The sequence below is a fragment of the Streptomyces sp. NPDC002144 genome (assembly GCF_053593695.1).
Genome location: NZ_JBSFDB010000003.1, coordinates 460,522 through 479,431, shown reverse-complemented (window position 1 = coordinate 479,431; position 18,910 = coordinate 460,522). Strand labels below are relative to the sequence as shown.

At 70.1% G+C, this 18,910-nt stretch carries 19 protein-coding genes and 1 riboswitch; of the genes, 15 read left to right on the top strand and 4 right to left on the bottom strand.

The window, feature by feature from the left end:
* The 3 genes from ACWCQ1_RS07175 to ACWCQ1_RS07165 all read left to right on the top strand — a co-directional run.
* Nucleotides 1-840: cytochrome c oxidase subunit I (locus ACWCQ1_RS07175; RefSeq protein WP_451026015.1), on the top strand; the 840-nt coding region annotated here is incomplete at its 5' end.
* Nucleotides 837-1,235, top strand: a complete 399-nt coding sequence (locus tag ACWCQ1_RS07170; RefSeq protein WP_133042908.1) for a cytochrome c oxidase subunit 4 — start codon at nucleotides 837-839, stop codon at nucleotides 1,233-1,235. The genes ACWCQ1_RS07175 and ACWCQ1_RS07170, both read left to right, overlap by 4 nt.
* Nucleotides 1,236-1,367: 132 nt before the next feature.
* The gene (locus tag ACWCQ1_RS07165) at nucleotides 1,368-2,630 is read left to right on the top strand and encodes a L,D-transpeptidase (RefSeq protein WP_358595304.1); all 1,263 of its coding nucleotides are present in this window, start codon (nucleotides 1,368-1,370) and stop codon (nucleotides 2,628-2,630) included.
* On the opposite strand, the gene ACWCQ1_RS07160 is transcribed toward ACWCQ1_RS07165, so the two are convergent.
* Nucleotides 2,627-3,031 (bottom strand): response regulator, encoded by a 405-nt coding sequence (locus ACWCQ1_RS07160; RefSeq protein ID WP_133042906.1) that lies wholly within the window; start codon nucleotides 3,029-3,031, stop codon nucleotides 2,627-2,629. The genes ACWCQ1_RS07165 and ACWCQ1_RS07160 overlap by 4 nt on opposite strands.
* A gap of 153 nt (nucleotides 3,032-3,184) precedes the next feature.
* Between ACWCQ1_RS07160 and ctaE the strand changes: the two genes are divergently transcribed.
* The 7 genes from ctaE (at nucleotide 3,185) to ACWCQ1_RS07125 (ending at nucleotide 10,993) form a co-directional block, all read left to right on the top strand.
* On the top strand, nucleotides 3,185-3,796 hold the full coding sequence (gene ctaE, locus ACWCQ1_RS07155) for an aa3-type cytochrome oxidase subunit III (protein WP_133042905.1): 612 nt from the start codon (nucleotides 3,185-3,187) through the stop codon (nucleotides 3,794-3,796).
* An 80-nt stretch (nucleotides 3,797-3,876) separates the two neighbouring features.
* Nucleotides 3,877-4,686 carry a cytochrome bc1 complex diheme cytochrome c subunit gene (gene qcrC / locus ACWCQ1_RS07150; protein ID WP_133042904.1) on the top strand — a complete coding sequence of 270 codons (810 nt, stop codon included), beginning with the start codon at nucleotides 3,877-3,879 and terminating at the stop codon, nucleotides 4,684-4,686.
* Nucleotides 4,683-5,738 carry a cytochrome bc1 complex Rieske iron-sulfur subunit gene (qcrA, locus tag ACWCQ1_RS07145; RefSeq protein WP_133042903.1) on the top strand — a complete coding sequence of 352 codons (1,056 nt, stop codon included), beginning with the start codon at nucleotides 4,683-4,685 and terminating at the stop codon, nucleotides 5,736-5,738. The genes qcrC and qcrA overlap by 4 nt, the downstream gene beginning before the upstream one ends.
* Entirely contained in the window at nucleotides 5,735-7,369 is a 1,635-nt protein-coding gene (gene qcrB, locus ACWCQ1_RS07140; protein WP_133042902.1) for a cytochrome bc1 complex cytochrome b subunit, read from the top strand. The genes qcrA and qcrB overlap by 4 nt, the downstream gene beginning before the upstream one ends.
* 130 nt (nucleotides 7,370-7,499) lie before the next feature.
* Complete coding sequence (gene trpD / locus ACWCQ1_RS07135; protein ID WP_451026014.1) at nucleotides 7,500-8,564, top strand: anthranilate phosphoribosyltransferase; 1,065 nt, start codon at nucleotides 7,500-7,502, stop codon at nucleotides 8,562-8,564.
* 74 nt (nucleotides 8,565-8,638) lie between these two features.
* A riboswitch (SAM riboswitch) is annotated at nucleotides 8,639-8,755 on the top strand.
* A gap of 145 nt (nucleotides 8,756-8,900) precedes the next feature.
* Nucleotides 8,901-10,262, top strand: a complete 1,362-nt coding sequence (locus ACWCQ1_RS07130; RefSeq protein WP_451026013.1) for an aminotransferase class V-fold PLP-dependent enzyme — start codon at nucleotides 8,901-8,903, stop codon at nucleotides 10,260-10,262.
* Between the two features lie 11 nt (nucleotides 10,263-10,273).
* Nucleotides 10,274-10,993: a hypothetical protein gene (locus ACWCQ1_RS07125; RefSeq protein ID WP_133042899.1), complete on the top strand. Its 720-nt coding sequence runs from the start codon at nucleotides 10,274-10,276 to the stop codon at nucleotides 10,991-10,993.
* Nucleotides 10,994-11,002: 9 nt separating this feature from the next.
* On the opposite strand, the gene ACWCQ1_RS07120 is transcribed toward ACWCQ1_RS07125, so the two are convergent.
* Nucleotides 11,003-11,284 (bottom strand): Lrp/AsnC family transcriptional regulator, encoded by a 282-nt coding sequence (locus ACWCQ1_RS07120; RefSeq protein ID WP_089101146.1) that lies wholly within the window; start codon nucleotides 11,282-11,284, stop codon nucleotides 11,003-11,005.
* Nucleotides 11,281-12,012 (bottom strand): rhomboid family intramembrane serine protease, encoded by a 732-nt coding sequence (locus ACWCQ1_RS07115; protein WP_451026012.1) that lies wholly within the window; start codon nucleotides 12,010-12,012, stop codon nucleotides 11,281-11,283. The genes ACWCQ1_RS07120 and ACWCQ1_RS07115 overlap by 4 nt, the downstream gene beginning before the upstream one ends.
* 156 nt (nucleotides 12,013-12,168) lie before the next feature.
* Here ACWCQ1_RS07115 and ACWCQ1_RS07110 point away from each other — a divergent pair, with 156 nt between their 5' ends.
* From ACWCQ1_RS07110 to ACWCQ1_RS07090, 5 genes are all read left to right on the top strand, one after another.
* The gene (locus ACWCQ1_RS07110; protein ID WP_055541554.1) at nucleotides 12,169-12,408 is read left to right on the top strand and encodes a hypothetical protein; all 240 of its coding nucleotides are present in this window, start codon (nucleotides 12,169-12,171) and stop codon (nucleotides 12,406-12,408) included.
* A gap of 36 nt (nucleotides 12,409-12,444) precedes the next feature.
* The gene (locus ACWCQ1_RS07105) at nucleotides 12,445-13,788 is read left to right on the top strand and encodes an NYN domain-containing protein (RefSeq protein ID WP_133042897.1); all 1,344 of its coding nucleotides are present in this window, start codon (nucleotides 12,445-12,447) and stop codon (nucleotides 13,786-13,788) included.
* Between the two features lie 210 nt (nucleotides 13,789-13,998).
* Nucleotides 13,999-15,036, top strand: coding sequence for a C40 family peptidase (locus ACWCQ1_RS07100; RefSeq protein ID WP_133042896.1), 1,038 nt, complete (start codon nucleotides 13,999-14,001; stop codon nucleotides 15,034-15,036).
* A 206-nt stretch (nucleotides 15,037-15,242) separates the two neighbouring features.
* Nucleotides 15,243-16,259, top strand: a complete 1,017-nt coding sequence (locus ACWCQ1_RS07095; protein WP_358595283.1) for a C40 family peptidase — start codon at nucleotides 15,243-15,245, stop codon at nucleotides 16,257-16,259.
* 33 nt (nucleotides 16,260-16,292) lie between these two features.
* Complete coding sequence (locus tag ACWCQ1_RS07090; protein ID WP_358595280.1) at nucleotides 16,293-17,486, top strand: hypothetical protein; 1,194 nt, start codon at nucleotides 16,293-16,295, stop codon at nucleotides 17,484-17,486.
* A 171-nt stretch (nucleotides 17,487-17,657) separates the two neighbouring features.
* Here ACWCQ1_RS07090 and ACWCQ1_RS07085 read toward each other — a convergent pair whose 3' ends face one another.
* Nucleotides 17,658-18,893: a glycosyltransferase 87 family protein gene (locus tag ACWCQ1_RS07085; RefSeq protein ID WP_207929733.1), complete on the bottom strand. Its 1,236-nt coding sequence runs from the start codon at nucleotides 18,891-18,893 to the stop codon at nucleotides 17,658-17,660.
* Between the last annotated feature and the right edge of the window lie 17 nt (nucleotides 18,894-18,910).

Sequence of the window (18,910 nt, the reverse complement as noted above, 5' to 3'; positions counted from 1 at the left end):
CTGATCGGCGCGACCATCGCCATCGCGGGTCTGTCGGTGACGGTGTGGGCGCACCACATGTACGTCACCGGCGGTGTGCTGCTGCCGTTCTTCTCCTTCATGACGTTCCTCATCGCGGTCCCGACCGGCGTGAAGTTCTTCAACTGGATCGGCACCATGTGGAAGGGGTCCCTGAGCTTCGAGACACCGATGCTCTGGGCGACCGGCTTCCTCATCACCTTCACCTTCGGTGGTCTGACCGGTGTCATCCTGGCCTCGCCGCCGATGGACTTCCACGTCTCCGACTCGTACTTCGTGGTGGCGCACTTCCACTACGTCGTCTTCGGCACCGTGGTGTTCGCGATGTTCTCCGGCTTCCACTTCTGGTGGCCGAAGATGACCGGCAAGATGCTCGACGAGCGGCTCGGCAAGATCACCTTCTGGACGCTGTTCATCGGCTTCCACACCACGTTCCTGGTGCAGCACTGGCTGGGTGCCGAGGGCATGCCGCGTCGGTACGCCGACTACCTGGCGGCCGACGGCTTCACCGCGCTGAACACGGTCTCCACGATCGGCTCGTTCCTGCTCGGCCTGTCGATCCTGCCGTTCCTCTACAACGTGTGGAAGACGGCCAAGTACGGCAAGCCGGTCGGCGTCGACGACCCGTGGGGCTACGGCCGCTCCCTCGAGTGGGCGACCTCCTGCCCGCCGCCGCGGCACAACTTCCTCACCCTGCCGCGGATCCGCAGCGAATCCCCGGCGTTCGACCTGCACCACCCCGAGATCGCGGCCCTCGACCAGCTGGAGAACGCGCCTCACGGTGACAAGGCCCTCGCTGGTGGCAAGGAGGCCGGCAAGTGAAGATCCAGGGCAAGATGTTCATGTGGCTGAGCGCCTTCCTTCTCGTCATGGCGATCGTCTATGGCGTGTGGTCGAAGGAGCCGGCCGGCACCACGGCCCTCTTCCTGGCCTTCGGCCTGAGCATCATGGTCGGCTTCTACCTGGGCTTCACCGCCCGGCGGGTCGACGCGGGTGCGATGGACAACAAGGAGGCGGACGTCGCGGACGAGGCCGGCGAGGTCGGGTTCTTCAGCCCGCACAGCTGGCAGCCGCTCGCCCTCGGCGTCGGTGGTGCGCTGGCCTTCCTGTCGGTCGCCATCGGCTGGTGGCTGCTGTACTTCTCGGCGCCGGTGATCCTGGTCGGCCTGTACGGCTGGGTCTTCGAGTACTACCGCGGTGAGAACCGCACCCAGTAGCACGCGCTGAGCGGTTCTGGAGCCCGGACACTCCGTCAGGAGCGTCCGGGTTCCTGCTTTTGCCGCAATGTGCGTCCCCCGTACGAGTCACCCAGCGCGCCATGATTGACGCCGCTCCCTAGCGTCGACGTCATGAACAGCACTCCGCGCACCCGCACCGTCGTCAGCTGCACGCTGCTGGTGATCGCCCTCGGCGCGGGCGGCACCGCTTGCAGCGGCGGCGGCAACCCGCTGACCGACAAGCCGTACGACGCGTCGGACCAGATCTCCTTCAACGGCCCCACCGGCGAGGGCAAGAAGGCCGACCCGGACAAGCCCCTCGAGGTCACCGCCGACGACGGCGACGGCCGTATCACGGACGTCGTCGCCATGGACGCCACCGGCCGCTATGTGACGGGCGAACTCTCGGCCGACGGCACCCGCTGGCACAGCACCTCCCCGCTGGCCGCCGACGCCCACTACACGGTGCGGGTCAGCACCGAGGACGAGGACGGGGCGCCCGGCCGCAAGGTGCTCTCCTTCGACACCAGCAAGCCCACCACCAAGAAGCGGCTGAAGGTCACCTTCGGTCCCGACTCGGGCACGTACGGCGTCGGCCAGCCGGTCACCGCCAAACTGGACCAGCCCGTCAAGGACAAGGCGCAGCGGGCCGTCGTCGAACGCGCCCTCAGGGTCGACTCGGTCCCCGCCGTGCAGGGCGCCTGGTACTGGGTGGACGACAAGGAACTCCACTACCGTCCCAAGGACTACTGGCCCGCGCACGCGACCGTGAGCGTGCGCAGCGACCTGGCCGGCGTGAAGATCGGCGACCGGCTGTGGGGCGACAAGTCCAAGCCGCTGAAGCTGAGCATCGGCGACCGGGTCATCGCCGTCACCGACGCCTCCTCCCACTCCCTGTCGTTCTACAAGAACGACGAGGAGATCAAGGAGATCCCGGTCACCACCGGGAAGCCGGGCTTCGACACCCGCAACGGCGTCAAGGTGGTGCTGGGCAAGGAGTACTTCGTACGTATGCGCAGCGCCACCGTCGGCATCGCCGAGGGCTCCGCGGACTCGTACGACCTACCCGTCTACTACGCCACCCGTCTCACCTGGAGCGGCGAGTACGTGCACGCGGCCCCCTGGTCCACCGGCTCACAGGGCTACGCGAACGTCTCCCACGGCTGCACCGGCATGAGCACCGCCAACGCCGAGTGGTTCTTCGACAACGTCCACGAGGGCGACGTCGTCAAGGTCGTGAACTCCAACGGCAACACCATGGAGCCGTTCGGCAACGGCTTCGGCGACTGGAACCTCGACTGGAAGAAGTGGCGCACCGGCAGCGCCCTGGTCGCGGACACCCTGGACGCGCCGAGCCCGGCGGAACGGGCCCGGCTGCGTCCGCAGAGCGTCTAGGCGCTCTGCTGAAGGCTCTTGCGCCGCAGTAGGCCCGCCAGTGCCGAGGCGAACTCCACCGGGTCCACGGGGAGCGTCACAGCGGCGTCCGCCCGGCTCCAGGTCGCGAGCCACGCGTCCTGGGGGCGGCCGATCAGCAGCAGCACCGGCGGGCAGTTGAAGACCTCGTCCTTGATCTGCCGGCACACGCCCATGCCGCCCATCGGCACGGCCTCGCCGTCCAGCACACAGACGTCGATACCGCCCTTGTCCAGCTCGGTGAGGACGGCGGCCGGGGTCGCGCACTCGACGAACTCCACGACGGGAACGTCCGGTGCCGGCCTGCGCCCGGTAGCCAACCGGACCTGTTCGCGGGTGGTGGAGTCGTCGCTGTAGACCAGCACCGTGGCGGTCGGCTGCATTGTTCCTCCGAGACGTCTGCGTCGTGCGGAAAGGCCCGTTGCGGCGGATGTTACTCCGTTCAACACCACGTCAACCACGGTATGAACCGGAGCAACACTCCGAACGGCACCCCCCGGGGTGAGGGCGGGATAAGCGACCGACATAATGTCGGCGTGGCGACAGCAACGACAGTAGATACCGGGCACGCGCACCCGTCGGTCAACCGGCCGAACCTCACCAGCGTCGGAACCATCATCTGGCTGAGTTCCGAGCTGATGTTCTTCGCGGCCCTCTTCGCGATGTACTTCACCCTGCGATCGGTGACCGGTCCGGATCACTGGAAGGAGATGGCGAGCCATCTCAACCTTCCGTTCTCCGCGACCAACACCACGATCCTGGTGCTCTCCTCCCTCACCTGCCAGCTCGGTGTCTTCGCCGCCGAGCGCGGGGACGTGAAGAAGCTCCGGGGCTGGTTCATCGTCACCTTCGTCATGGGTGCGATCTTCATCGGCGGTCAGATCTACGAGTACACGGAGCTGGTGAAGAAGGACGGGCTCTCCCTGTCCTCCGACCCGTACGGCTCGGTGTTCTACCTGACCACCGGCTTCCACGGCATGCACGTGACAGGCGGCCTCATCGCCTTCCTGTTCGTCCTCGGCCGCACCTACGCGGCCAAGAGGTTCACGCACGAACAGGCGACCGCGGCCATCGTCGTGTCCTACTACTGGCACTTCGTCGATGTCGTGTGGATCGGCCTCTTCGCCACGATCTACCTGATCAAGTAGCCGGGCCCGTTCCCGCGTGCGCCCGCGCGGCGCACATCCCAGAAGCATCGACGCAGAAGATCCTGACACCGGGGTAATCCGTGAAAAAGCTCTCCGCACGACGACGCCATCCGCTGGCGGCGGTCGTCGTCCTCCTCCTCGCGCTGGCGGCCACTGGGGGGCTGTACGCCACGCTCGCGCCCGCGAGCCAGGCGAAGGCCGACGACACCGCCCAGTCCCTCGCCATCGACGAGGGCAAGAAGCTCTACTCCGTGGGCTGCGCTACGTGCCACGGAACCGGTGGGCAGGGGTCCTCCGACGGTCCGAGTCTCGTCGGCGTGGGCGCCGCGGCCGTCGACTTCCAGGTCGGCACCGGCCGTATGCCGGCCCAGCAGCCGGGCGCTCAGATCCCGCGCAAGAAGGTCATCTACACGCAGGCCCAGATCGACCAGCTCGCGGCGTACATCGCCTCGCTGGGCGCCGGTCCGTCCATCCCCACGAAGGCGGAGTACGGCCCGGACGGTGCCGACATCGCCAAGGGCGGCGAGCTGTTCCGCACCAACTGCGCGCAGTGCCACAATTTCACCGGCAAGGGTGGTGCGCTGACGCACGGCAAGTACGCGCCGAGCCTCGAGGGCGCCGCGCCGAAGCACATCTACGAGGCCATGCAGACCGGCCCGCAGAACATGCCGTCGTTCCCCGACACCACGCTGACCGAGCAGAACAAGAAGGACATCATCGCGTACCTGAACGCGGTCAACGGAGGCAACACCGAGAGCCCCGGCGGTCTTGAGCTGGGCGGACTCGGCCCGGTCTCCGAAGGCCTGTTCGCCTGGATCTTCGGACTCGGCGCGCTGATCGCGGTCGCCGTCTGGGTCGCCGCTCGGACCGCAAAGGCCAAGAAGTCATGAGTAGCCAAGACATTCCAGAAGAGAACCTGCCCGCTGAGCAGGACGCGCACGGCGCGGTAAGCGTCGCGGACGACAAGGACCCCTTCGCGGATCCCGGTCTGCCCCCGCACGAGCACCGGATCCAGGACATCGACGAGCGGGCCGCCAAGCGGTCCGAGCGTGTGGTGGCCATGCTGTTCACGGTGTCGATGCTGGCCACGGTCGGCTTCATCGCCTCGTACGTGGCGATCCCGCACGACAAGGCGATCTACGTCTTCCCGATCGGCCACATCAACGCGCTGAACTTCGCGCTCGGCCTGACCCTGGGCGTCGCGCTGTTCAGCATCGGCGCGGGCGCGGTCCACTGGGCCCGCACCCTGATGTCCGACGTGGAGATCGCCGACGAGCGGCACCCGATCGAGGCCTCGCCCGAGGTCAAGGCCAAGGTCATGGCCGACTTCAAGCAGGGCGCCAAGGAGTCCGCGCTCGGCCGCCGCAAGCTGATCCGCAACACCATGTTCGGCGCGCTGGCCCTGTTCCCGCTCTCCGGTGTCATGCTGCTGCGCGACCTCGGCCCGCTGCCCGGGACCAAGCTCCGCCACACGCTGTGGTCCAAGGGCAAGCTGCTCGTCAACATGAACACGAACGAGCCGCTGCGTCCCTCCGACGTCGCGGTCGGCTCGCTCACCTTCGCCAAGCCCGAGGGCCTGGAGGAGAAGGACGAGGACTTCCAGACCCAGATCGCCAAGGCGGCGCTGATGATCGTCCGGCTCCAGCCGGAGAACATCAAGGACAAGCGCGAGCTCGACTGGTCCTACGAGGGCATCGTCGCCTTCTCGAAGATCTGCACCCACGTGGGCTGCCCGATCTCCCTGTACGAGCAGCAGACGCACCATGTGCTGTGCCCCTGCCACCAGTCCACCTTCGACCTCTCCGACGGTGCCCGGGTGATCTTCGGCCCCGCCGGTCACGCCCTGCCGCAGCTGCGGATCGGTGTGAACGACGAGGGCTATCTCGAGGCGCTCGGCGACTTCGAGGAGCCCGTCGGTCCTGCATTCTGGGAGCGCGGATGAGCACCAACGAGAACACCGCCCCGCGGCGCGGCAAGGCGCCCGCCGGAGAGCGCGTCGCCGACTGGGCCGACGGCCGGCTGGGGATCTACTCCCTGGCCAAGACCAACATGCGCAAGATCTTCCCCGACCACTGGTCGTTCATGCTGGGCGAAGTGTGCATGTACAGCTTCATCATCCTCATCCTCACGGGTGTGTACCTGACGCTGTTCTTCCACCCGTCGATGAACGAGGTGGAGTACCACGGCAGCTACATCCCGCTGCAGGGCCAGATGATGTCCGAGGCGTTCAACTCGACCCTGCACATCTCCTTCGACGTGCGCGGTGGTCTGCTGATCCGGCAGATCCACCACTGGGCCGCGCTGATCTTCCTCGCCGGCATGTTCGTGCACATGATGCGCGTGTTCTTCACCGGCGCGTTCCGCAAGCCGCGTGAGGTCAACTGGCTGTTCGGCTTCCTGCTGCTCGTCCTGGGCATGTTCACCGGCTTCACCGGTTACTCGCTCCCGGACGACCTGCTCTCCGGCACCGGTGTCCGCTTCATGGAGGGCGCGGTCCTGTCCGTGCCGATCGTCGGCACGTACCTGTCGTTCTTCCTCTTCGGCGGCGAGTTCCCTGGCGGCGACTTCGTGGCCCGGTTCTACTCGGTCCACATCCTGCTGCTGCCGGGCATCATGCTCGGCCTGATGGTGGGCCACCTGATCCTGGTCTTCTACCACAAGCACACGCAGTTCGCGGGCCCCGGAAAGACGAACAACAACGTCGTCGGCATGCCGCTGCTGCCGGTGTACATGGCGAAGGCCGGCGGCTTCTTCTTCCTGGTCTTCGGTGTCATCACGGCCATCGCGGCGATCGCCTCGATCAACCCGATCTGGGCCATGGGCCCCTACCGTCCGGACCAGGTGTCCACCGGCGCCCAGCCCGACTGGTACATGGGCTTCTCCGAGGGCCTGATTCGTACGATGCCGGGCTGGGAGATCAACCTCTGGGGCCACACGCTCGTCCTGGGCGTGTTCATCCCGCTGGTGATCTTCCCGCTGGTCCTGGTCGCGATCGCGGTCTACCCGTTCATCGAGTCCTGGGTCACCGGCGACAAGCGCGAGCACCACATCCTGGACCGTCCGCGCAACGCCCCGACGCGTACCGCGTTCGGTGCCGCGTGGATCTCCTGGTACTTCGTGCTGATGATCGGCGGCGGCAACGACCTGTGGGCCACGCACTTCAACCTGTCGATCAACGCGATCACCTGGTTCGTGCGCGTCGGCTTCTTCGTCGTACCGGTCCTGGTCTTCATCGCCACCAAGCGGATCTGCCTCGGCCTGCAGCGCCGGGACAGGGACAAGGTGCTGCACGGGCGCGAGTCCGGCATCATCAAGCGCCTGCCGCACGGTGAGTTCATCGAGGTCCACGAGCCGCTCAGCCAGGAGGCGCTGCACACCCTCACGGCGCACGAGCAGTACAAGCCGGTCGAGATCGGCCCGACGGTCGACGAGAACGGCGTCGAGCGCAAGGTCAAGGGCTCCCAGAAGCTGCGCGCCAAGCTGAGCGAGGCGTACTACGGCGACGAGTCCCAGATCCCGAAGCCGACCGTCGAGGAGTACAAGGAGATCACGAGCGGCCACGGCCACCACTGATCGCTGCGGCTCGCCACGCCACGGCGGAAGGGCCCCCGTCCGAACACCGGACGGGGGCCCTTCTTCGTGCGCCGACCTGGATAGGGTGGGCCCACACTGCGTTACTTCTACGACACCCAGGAGCGGCCTCATGAGCGCTGTGACCCCCGCTGGAGGCGACACCGCGGCGGGCCGTTCCTGGCCCCTGCTGCTGAACGGCCTGCTGAACGGTAGGGACCTGAGCACCGACGACACCGCCTGGGCGATGGACCTGATGATGCGCGGCGAGGCGACCGACGCGCAGATCGCCGGGTTCGTGGTGGCCCTCAGGGCCAAGGGCGAGACCGTCGAGGAGATCAACGGCCTGGTCCGGACGATGTACGAGCACGCGAACGTCATCGAGGTGCCGGGTCCGACCGTCGACATCGTCGGCACCGGCGGCGACGGCGCGAAGACCGTCAACATCTCCACGATGTCCGCGATCGTGGTCGCCGGCACCGGGGCGCGGGTCGTCAAGCACGGCAACCGGGCCGCGTCCTCCGCGTCCGGGGCCTCCGACGTCCTGGAGAAGCTGGGCGTCAACCTCGAACTGCCCGTGCAGCGGATCCCGCAGGTGGCCGCGGAGGCCGGGATCACCTTCTGCTTCGCGATCAAGTTCCATCCGGCGCTGCGTCATGTCGGCGCCACGCGCGGCCAGTTGGGCATCCGGACGGTGTTCAACGCGCTCGGTCCGCTCACCAACCCCGCCAAGGTGCGGGCGCAGGCCGTGGGTGTCGCCGACCCGCGCATGGCGCCGATCGTCGCCGGCGTCTTCGCCGAGCGCGGCAACTCCTCGCTCGTCTTCCGCGGCGACGACGGCCTCGACGAACTCACGACGACGTCCACGTCCCACGTCTGGATCGTCCGGGACGGCAAGGTCACCGAGGAGACCTTCGACCCCCGTGACGTCGGCATCGACCTCGTCCCGGTGGAGGCTCTGCGCGGCGGCGACCCCTCCTACAACGCGGAGGTCGCCCGGCGTCTCCTGGACGGCGAGACGGGCCCGGTACGGGACGCCGTCCTGCTGAACTCGGCGGCGGCCCTGGTGGCCCTCGACCCCGGTCCGGGCACCCTGGCCGAGCAGTTGCGGGCCGGCATGGACCGGGCGGCGGAGTCGATCGACTCCGGGGCGGCCAAGCGGGCGCTGGAGCGCTGGGTGGCGGCCAGCAACAAGTAACCGAAGGAGGTCGCGGTCCCGTCATCCGGACACGGGTTGCGGGACCGCGATCACCTCACGTACGTTCTCTTCCAGGTCATGAGTGACAGTCATGAGGCCCCGGCCGACTGTCCGGCAACCCTCCGTCCGTGGCGGGGTGCCCCGGGTGAAGACCAGGCCGTAGGCAGCGAGGTCTGCGGCAAGCGCGGATCCCTCACGCTCTCGAGATGAGCACAGCCCAGGGATCCTGGTCATCGAGGGAGTCTCCCGTGAGCAAGCGAATGCGATAGGGCCGCCGAGCCCCGCCTCCGCGCACCCCCTTCTCGCCTTTTTCTCTGCCTTTCACGGGAGTTCCCCATGTCTGTCTCCACCGCTGCGTCCGTCCAGACCATTTGTGCCCCTCTGCCCGTTCTGGGCCGGGATGTCACCGTCCCGCTCGTGACGGGCGGCGAAGTCACCTACGCGGCCCTCGACTACGCGGCCAGCGCCCCCGCCCTGCAGCGCGTCTGGGACGACGTGGCCGCCTACGCCCCGTACTACGGCAGCGTCCACCGCGGTGCGGGCTACCTCTCGCAGCTCTCCACCGACCTGTTCGAGAACGCCCGCAGGACCGTCGCCGAGTTCCTCGACTGCCGCGCCGACGACCAGCTGGTCTTCACCCGCTCGACCACGGACTCCCTCAACCTCCTCGCCCGCGCCCTCCCCGCCGACTGCCAGGTCTTCGTCTTCGAGACCGAGCACCACGCCAGCCTGCTGCCCTGGCAGGACGCCCGGGTCACCTACCTCAACGCCCCGCGCACCCCCGCGCAGGCCGTGGAGACCCTGGAGCGCGCCCTCGCCGACCGCGACCCGAAGGGCCCGGCCCTGGTCTGCGTCACCGGCGCCTCGAACGTCACCGGCGAGCTGTGGCCGGTCCGCGAGCTGGCCGCCGCCGCCCACGCGCACGGCGCGCGCATCGTGCTGGACGCCGCCCAGCTGGCCCCGCACCACCCCGTCTCCGTCCGTGACCTGGACGTCGACTGGGTCGCCTTCTCCGGCCACAAGCTGTACGCCCCCTTCGGCTCCGGCGTCCTGGCCGGCCGCGCCGACTGGCTGCGCGCGGCCGACCCCTACCTCGCGGGTGGCGGCGCCAGCCGCAAGGTCACCCGCCGTGAGGACGGGGGAGTGGACGTGGAGTGGCACGACAGCGCCGCCCGGCACGAGGCGGGCTCCCCGAACGTGATCGGCGCCTACTCCATCGCCTCGGCCTGCAAGGCGCTGACGGAGGCCGGCTTCGACACCCTGGTCGCCCGCGAGCGGCACCTGATCGAGAAGGTGCGGGCAGGCCTGGCGGAGGTCCCGCAGGTGAAGGTGCTGTCCCTCTTCGGCGACGACGCGCCCCGGGTCGGCGTGATCTCCTTCGTCGTCGAGGGCTGGAACAGCTCCCACTTCGCCGCCGCCCTCTCCGCCGAGTACGGCATCGGCGTCCGCGACGGTCTCTTCTGCGCCCACCCGCTGGTGCGCACCCTCCTCGGCTCCGACCCCCAGACCCAGGGCGAGTGCGGCGCCCCCGAGGCCGCGCCCGGCGAGAAGTCGCTGAACGCGATCCGGGTCAGCTTCGGCGCGGGCACCCCCGACGAGCATGTCGAGCGCTTCGTGAACGCCGTGCGGGAACTGGTGAGCGACGGGGCGAGGTGGAACTACCGCACCGAGGACGGCCGCTGCGTTCCGGCCGTGTAATCATCCCTTGTGTGGGGATTCCGGCCGCGGTAGGTGAGTCGGCGTCGGCCGGGGAACTCGGGGAGCTCCTCGCGGTGGCCGTCGCGCGCCGTCGGCCACGGCTGCTCCGTACGGCACCGGTGTACCTGTACGAGGAGGGGCTGGTGTCGGTGCCGGGCGCGCGGGCCCGGCGCTGGGAGCAGGTGACCGACTGGCGCTCCACGATCGACCTGACCCTGAGACGGGGCCGGGAGCACGGCCCGCCCTGGTACGCCTTCGGCCATCGGCACCTGGCGCGGTTCGCCGACGGCTCGGAACACTCCTTCGTCCTCGACGAGTGGCGGCTTCACGAGCCGGACGAGCAACGCGCCGAGAACGCGGCGATCCGCGCCGCCGTCCACCACGTGCGGCGGCGGGTGGGCGGGGCGCAGGCGCCCGCACTGCTCGCCCGGCTCGATGAGGGCCGGCAGGTCGCCTTCGGCCGGCTCACGGCGGACGCGCGGGGGCTGTGGCTGCCGCGCGGGCGGACGCTCCTGCCGTGGTCCGGCCTGGAGGAGCCCACACTCGCCGTCGACCTGCCGGACCCGTCCGTCCCCCGGTCCTGGTGGGCGATGCGGCGGGACGCGAGCCTCACGGTGCGGGGCGCCGACGAGGACGGCGTGCCGCACTCCGCCGACATCCCGGCCTGGCAGGTGGTGAACTGGGGCGCGCTGGTCACCCTCTGGGGGCGGCTGCACCGTCCCGCGGAGTAGGGCGGCGCGTCAGGAGTCCAGGCCGATCGCGAACGCGGCCTCCAGGTCGTGCTGCGAGTAGGTCCGGAACGCGACATGGGTGTCCGTGGCCTCGACGCCCGGGATCTTGCTGATGGAGCCCGGGATGACCTCCGCCAGGTCCTCGTGCTGCTTGACCCGGACCATGGCGATCAGGTCGTAGGTGCCCGTGACGGAGAAGACCTCACTGACGGAGTCCAGCGCGGCGATCCGCTCGGCGATCTCGGGGATCCGGTCCACGCTGGTCTTGATGAGGACGATCGCGGTGATCACGGCTGGTTCTCTCCCTCGGGGGCCGGAGCAGGGGCGGCCCTCACTCTAGTCGTACGGCGGAAACCCCACGCGTAGAGGAAGCCCAGGCCGAAGCCCACCAGGTGGGCCAGATACGCCACCCCGGGCCCCTGGGACGCCCGGCCCGCCGCCAGCCACTGCAGGGACGCCCAGAAGGGCAGGACGACCCAGGCGGGGAAGCGGAGGGGGAGGAAGAACAGGAAGGGCAGCAGGCTTGTCACCCGGGCCCCGGGGAACAGGTACAGAAACGCCCCCAGGACCGCCGAGATCGCCCCGGACGCGCCGACCAGGGACTGCTCGGAGGCGGCGTTGGCGGCCGCGTAGCCCAGCAGGGCCAGACAGCCGCAGCCGACGTAGAAGAGCGTGAACCGGATCCGGCCCATCCGTTCCTCGGTCATCGCCCCGAAGACGTAGAGGAAGAGCATGTTGCCCAGCAGGTGCACCCAGCTGCCGTGCACGAACAGGGCGGTCGCCGGGGTGAGCGCGGCCCGGGGCGAGCCCTGGAACAGCTCGGCCGGGACCACGCCCCAGCGGTGGAAGTAGGCGCGCTGCGCGGCGAGCAGCGCGTCCCCGGTGCCGTAGGCCGGGTTCAGCCCCGCCGCGGGCCCGGCCAGGAAGAGCAGACAGCACAGGGCGATCAGGCCGTACGTCACCGGTGCCGAGGGTGTGCGGAGCACTCTGCCGATGGTCACGTCCCAGTTGCCGATCATGAACACAGAGCATGACGTAACAGGACGCAGCCGCCCAGACCGCCTCGCCGCCTAGAACGCACCAGCGGTGAGTCGGCGGCAGGCCGTAGGGTTACGGCCACACGCTCCAGGGAAGCTGGGGCGTCACGGAGACTAGAAGGAAAGCGAACAGTCACGATGACGGTTCCCCTGCCGACCGCCACGACGCGGTGGCGCTGCACCCTCTGCGGCAACCTCACGCGCTTCGACGTGACCCGCTCGTCGAAGGTCGTCGAGTACGTCCACCTCGACCTGGCCGGAGAGCCGAAGGTCGAGGAGCGCGAGGTGGTCAGTGAGACCATCGAGTCGGTGCGCTGCCGCTGGTGCAACGCCGTGGACCAGGTGGAACTCGTGGACAGGCCGGGCGCCGGCTCCTGACCGGGAGCGGCCCCGCACAGTGATGGGGTGTGACGGATGGTGGAGACGCAAGGCGGGGGGCCGGGCGACGGCGCCGCCGAGGTGCTCGACCGTCCGCTGCCCGACGGTGTGCGCAGAAGGGTCGTACAGATCGTCTCGGACGGGTTCGGCGGGCTGACCGTCGCGGAGCTGCCCGCCCAGCTGAGGCAGTACGCGCGCTTCGCGCCGAACCGGCGGGCCAAGTTCGCCGGGAACGCGATGGCGGCGGCGCTGGAGACCGATCCGCTGTTCCGGCAGCGCATCGGGGAGAAGCTGAGAGAGGCCCAGCCGGAGCTCGCCGGCGCCCTCGACTCCGGCTCGCCGCCCCCGGCCGCGGATCCGCTCGACGTGGCGGCCGCGGCCTATGTTCTGCGGCCCACCGGCTGGGTCAAGCTCGTCACCGCGGCCGGCGAGGAGGCCCAGCGGGCGGACGCCGAGCGGGCCGACGAGGAGAGCCGGGCCGAGCTGGAGCGGCTGCGCGAGGAACTCACCGCCGCCCGTGACCAGACCCGCGCGGAGACCGAGCGGCTGCGGGTGGAGCTGGAGTCGGCCAAGAAGGAAGCCGAATCGCTTCACCGCAAGCTCCGTGCCGCCCTCAGCGACGTCAAGCGCGGCGAGGCCGCCCTGCGCAAGATCCAGGGCGAGATCGAGGCCGTACGGGCCGAGGGACAGGCCCAGGTGTCCGCCGCGGAGAGCGAGACCCGGCGGCTCAAGGCGCGCCTCGGTGAGGCCGAGGCGGCCCTCGAGGCCACGCGCAGAGCGGCACGGGAGGGGCGCAGTGTCGAGGACATGCGCGTCCGTCTGCTTCTGGACACCGTTCTGGACGCGGCCCAGGGGCTGCGCCGCGAACTGGCGTTGCCGCCCGTGTCCGTACGACCGGCGGAAACCGTCGACGCGGTCGAACCGGGACGAATGACCCCGAAGGACATCGCCGCGCGGGCGCTGTCCGAGCACGATCCGGCCGTCCTGGACCAGCTTCTCGCCCTGCCGCAGGCGCACTTGGTGGTCGACGGCTACAACGTCACCAAGACCGGCTATCCGCAGATGCCCCTGGAGAAGCAGCGCCTCAGGCTCCTCGGTCAGCTCTCCCAGCTCGCCGCTCAGACCGGCGCCGAGGTCACCTGCGTCTTCGACGGGGCCGAACTGGCGGCCCCGGTGCTGCTGGCGCCCCCGCGCGGGGTACGGGTGCTGTTCTCCAAACCCGGTGTCACCGCCGACGAGTTGATCCGCCAGCTGGTGCGCGCCGAGCCGCCGGGGCGGCCCGTCATCGTCGCCTCCACCGACCGCGAGGTGGCCGACGGGGTCGCGAAGGCGGGGGCGCGACCGGTCGCCTCCGCGATGCTGCTGAAGCGCCTGTCGTAAACGTCAACGTCCAGGGGCTATGCCCGATTTGGTGTGATCGTCACGCAACGTAGCGTCAACCGGGTGTGACCCCATGTGAGTTGTGTGCAAAGAATGCATTGCGTGACGGGATTTTTTGGTGTGAGGATTTGATCTGATCACAGGAAGGTCACTAGGGTCTGGCCTCGAACCTCCGAGCGGGTGATCACTCAAAAGAAGGAGTTCACCTCCGTGGCGTCCCACCGTCGACCCAAGCAGCCGAGTCGCACGCGCGTGACCGTGCTCACCACCGCCGCTGCTGCCGCCGTTGCCATCAGCGCTCAGGCCGCCAACGCCGCGCCGAGCGAGAAGCCGTCCAAGGACGAGGTCAAGGCGAAGGTCGACAAGCTCTACGAGCAGGCCGAGCAGGCCACCGAGAAGCTCAACGGCGCCAAGGAGAAGGAGCAGAAGCTCCAGAAGGAGATCTCCACCATCCAGGACGACGTCGCCCGGGGCCAGGAGGAGCTCAACGCCCTGCGCGACTCCATCGGCCTGGCGGCCGCCGCCCAGTACCGCAGCGGCTCCATCGACTCCTCCCTGCAGCTGTTCCTGTCGTCGAACCCGGACGACTACCTGGACAAGGCCTCCACCGCCGACCAGCTCAGCGCCCAGCAGGTCGAGGCGCTGAAGAAGATCGAGGAGAAGCAGCGCGAGCTCGCCCAGGAGCGCGCGGAGGCCTCCGGCAAGCTCAAGGACCTCTCCGCCACCCGCGCCGCGTTCGTCGCCCAGAAGAAGGCGGTCCAGGCCAAGCTCGCCCAGGCGCAGAAGCTCCTCAACTCCCTGACCGCCGCCGAGCGCGCGGCCCTCAACGCCGACCAGTCCCGCGCCAACCGCGACGCCAACGAGCGCGTGGACCTCGGCAACAGCACCGCCGCCTCCGGCCGTGCCGCAGCCGCCTTCCAGTGGGCCCAGGGCCAGCTCGGCAAGCCGTACTCCTACGGCGCCACCGGTATGGCCTCCTTCGACTGCTCCGGTCTGACCTCCCGCGCCTACGCCGCGGCCGGCGTCACCATCCCGCGCACCTCGCAGGAGCAGGCCAACGCCGGCACCCGGATCTACAGCGAGAGTCAGCTCCGGGTCGGCGACCTCGTCCTCTTCTACGGCGACCTGCACCACGTCGGCCTGTACGCGGGCAACGGCATGGTGCTGCACGCCCCGCGCACCGGCACCGTCGTGCGCTACGAGTCGATCGGCAACATGCCCTTCCAGTTCGGCGTCCGCGTCGGCTGACGCTCCGGGTGCCGCCCGAACGGGCGAATTACGGCACCTCCCGCTGACCCCACGCCCCGCCGATGACCTGCGTCAGAGGCGGGGCGTCACTGTGCGTGCCCGCCGAGGTCTTTGGCCGACCCCCTACCGCGCGGCTACTGTCTGCCGCGTTTCCCCGCCGCGCGGGGAAGCGGTCCTTGTCGTCAGCGGAAGGAGCGCGGCTTCCCGTGGGGTCCCATCGCCGCCTTGTACCGACGTCCGGGTTCAACCGAGGTGCCGGCGCCGCCCTGTGCGTCCTGTCCGCGGCGACCGCCGCCCTCGGCGCCGTGCCGGCCGACGCCGCGCCGCACACCGACACCAGGGCCGAGGTGGACCGCCTCTACGAGGAGGCCGAGAAGGCGACCCAGGCCTACGACAAGGCCGACGAGACCGCCGCCACGCTGCGCCGCGAGGTCGGTCAGGCGCAGGACGGCATCGCCCGGCAGCAGCAGCGCGTCAACACCATGCGGGACGCGCTCGGTTCGCTGGCCGGCGCCCAGTACCGCTCCGGCGGCATCGACCCGACCGTCGCCCTGCTCTTCTCCGACGACCCGGCCGACTACCTCGACAAGGCCTCCACGCTCGACCGGATCAGCGTCCATCAGGCGGACCAGTTGCGGGAGCTGCGGTCCGCGATGCGTGAACTCGCCCAGGAGCGCGCGGAGGCGGCCGGCAAGCTCGCCGAACTCCAGAAGAGCCGCACGGCGGTCGCCGCCCACAAGAAGACCGTCGAGCGGAAGCTCGCCAGGGCCAGACAGCTGCTGAACTCCCTGCCGTTCGGGCAGCGTGCCGCCTACGAACGTGCCTCCCGCTCCGGAGGCGGCGGCATCCCCGACCTCTCGGGCGTCGTCCCGCCCGACGCCCGCGCGGCCGCCGCGATCGCCGCCGCCCGCTCCGCGCTCGGCAGACCGTACGTGTGGGGCGCGACCGGCCCCTCCGGCTTCGACTGCTCGGGCCTGATGCAGTGGTCGTACGCGCACGCCGGCGTCCATCTGCCGCGCACCTCGCAGGAGCAGCGGTTCGCCGGCCGGCAGGTCCCGCTCTCCCAGGCGCAGCCCGGCGACCTGGTCGTCTACCGCTCGGACGCCAGCCATGTCGCGATGTACGTGGGCAACGGCCAGGTGATCCACGCGCCCTACCCGGGCGCCCCCGTGCGCTACGACCGCGTCACCATGATGCCGGTGTCCTCCGTCACGAGGGTCTGACGCCCCGCGCCCGGTCGGCCGTACGATCGGGAAGTGGCTGGCGGTCGTGGGCGGGTGTGGGGTTCGGGTGTCGTGGCGCTCGTTCTGCTGCTCGTCTCCCTGGTGGGCTGCGGCGGACAGGCTCCCGACGGCACGGCCAGGACGGATCTGCAGCGGGTCCTGGACCGCCGGTCCGCCGCCGTCCTCGACCGCGACCGGACGGCCTTCCTGAGGACCGGTGCGCTCGGCTGGTTCGAGAACCTCCGCGGAGTGCCGCTGGCCTCCTGGTCCTACCGCGTCACGGCCCTGCACCGGCACGGCGACGAGGCCACCGCCGACGCCGAACTCCGGTACCGGGTCCAGGGGTACGACAACGCCCCCGTCACCGCCGGCCGCACCCTCACCCTCTCCCGGGGCTCGGACGGGCAGTGGCGGGTGGACGCCGACGCCCCCGCCCGCAAGTCCGCCCAACAGCTGTGGGACCAGGGCGAGGTGACCGTCATGCGCGGCAGGCGCAGCCTCGTCCTCGGCGTCGGGCAGTCCAGCGAGCAGCTGCACGTCTACGCCGACCTCGCGGACCACGCCGTCCCGGCCGTCAGCGGGGCGTGGGGCACCGACTGGGCCCGGCACGTGTTCATCCTCGTACCGAAGTCCGTGGAGGGCATGGCGGGGCTGCTCGGCTCACCGGCCTCGCAGTACCGGGGCATCGCCGCGGTGACCACCGGCGAGGTGGGCGGCCCGCCGGACGCGCCCGCGGACCGGATCATCGTCAACCCGGACGCGTACGCCGTCCTCGGCACCCTGGGCAAGCAGGTCGTGCTCACCCACGAGACCACCCACGTCGCCACCCGCGCCCACACCACGGCCGCGACCCCGCTGTGGCTGTCCGAGGGCTACGCCGACTGGATCGGCTACCTCGGCACCGGCCGCACCGCGATCCAGGCCGCGCCCGAGCTGGCCCGCTCGGTGGACGACGGACAGGTGCCGGCCGCGCTGCCGGCCGACAAGGACTTCGGCTTCAGCGGGGACGCGACGAAGCTCGCGCAGGCCTACGAGGGCGGCTGGCTGGCCTGCCGGATGATCGCCGACCGGTGGGGCCAGAAGCGCCTCGGGCAGTTCTACCGGGCGGTGGGCGACCATCCGGGGCGGGCCGGCTCGGTGGAGGACGCGATGAAGAAGGTCCTGGGCACGACGCAGGCGAAGTTCACCGAGCAGTGGCGGGAGTATCTGAAGGCTCAACTGGGCTGATCCACCGGTGCCGTTCGCGCGGGCCGCCCGGTGTCGCGGGGGCGTGCGGCTGCGAGGCGGCGCAGCGGTGTCGATCGGGGGTCCGTGCGAGGGGTGAAGCGGTGGGGCGGGGACTGACGACCGCCCCGGCCGCCGGTGTCCGTCCCGATCGCCCGTCGGCCGGACCGCGCGTCACGAGGACGTCGAGGTCTCCTTGGGGCGGGTTGTCTGCGCGGGCAGGGGCGGGACCGGGGTGTGGGAGACCGTCGAGCGCCACAGTTGCACGGCCGCACAGACGGCGGCGACGACCAGGAGGCCGTTGCGGAGGATCAGCAGGGTCACCCCGAGGAGGTCGCTCGCGACGACGTGCTGGAACCAGAGCGGGAACTCCAGCACCGTCACCAGACAGGCCGCGAGGACCAGCAGTGCGGGCAGCCCCATCCGGGTGCCCCGGAAGCACACGCAGACCGCCCCGAGACCGACCAGCCACACCATGTACTGGGGGCTGATCACCCGGCTGGTGACCGTGAACATCAGCACCGCCGTGAACGCCGCGTCGGCGAGCGTGCCCGGCAGGAACCGGGTCGCCATCAGCCGCCACAGCAGCAGCCAGCCGAAGGCCACGCCGGTCAGGAACAGGGCGGCGGAGCTGACGGCGTTCACCCAGGGGCCGACGAACTCGATCGAGCCGTAGTTGAACAGCACCCGGCCGTCCCAGCCGTAGTGCCGGGCCACATGGAAGACGAGCGAGCCGAGGGACTCCACCTCGGTGCCCCGGTTGCTCTGGAAGGTCAGGAAGGAGAACGCCCCCGGCATCGACACCGCGAACAGCCCCGCCACCACGGCGACCGTCCCCGCCGTCCAGGCCCACGCGGCCCGCTTGCGGGCACCGAGCAGCAGCAGCGCCGGCCACACCTTCAGCATCGCCGCGAACCCGACCAGGACGCCCATCACGCGGGGCCGCCGGGCCCCGGCGAGCAGCCCGGCCACGGCGACGGCGGTGACCATCACGTCGTAGCGGGCGTACACGGTCGGTCCGATCAGCGGCACGCCCGCCACCCACATCCAGGCCCCGCGCAGCGACTTGCCGGGGCGCAGGCCCGCGTAGAGCAGCAGGGCGAGGACGGCCAGGTCGGCCACGCAGGCCAGGACGAAGAAGGCCGACGCGTACTGCAGGAAGGCCAGCAGCGCCGGGGAGAGGATCGCGAGGGCCGCGGCGGGCGGGTACTGCCAGGTGACGTCGGCGTGCGGGAAGGTACCGGTGCGCAGCACCTCGTACCAGCCCCGGTAGATCACCGAGACGTCGCTGGTGACGTCCGGGCCCGGGAAGATCCACACCTTGAAGACGAACAGCAGCAGGACCACCCTGGTCAGGCACCAGGTCACCAGCAGCCCCGCCAGGGACCGCCTCGCACCCGCAATGTCCACCCGAGCCCCTTCGGCCA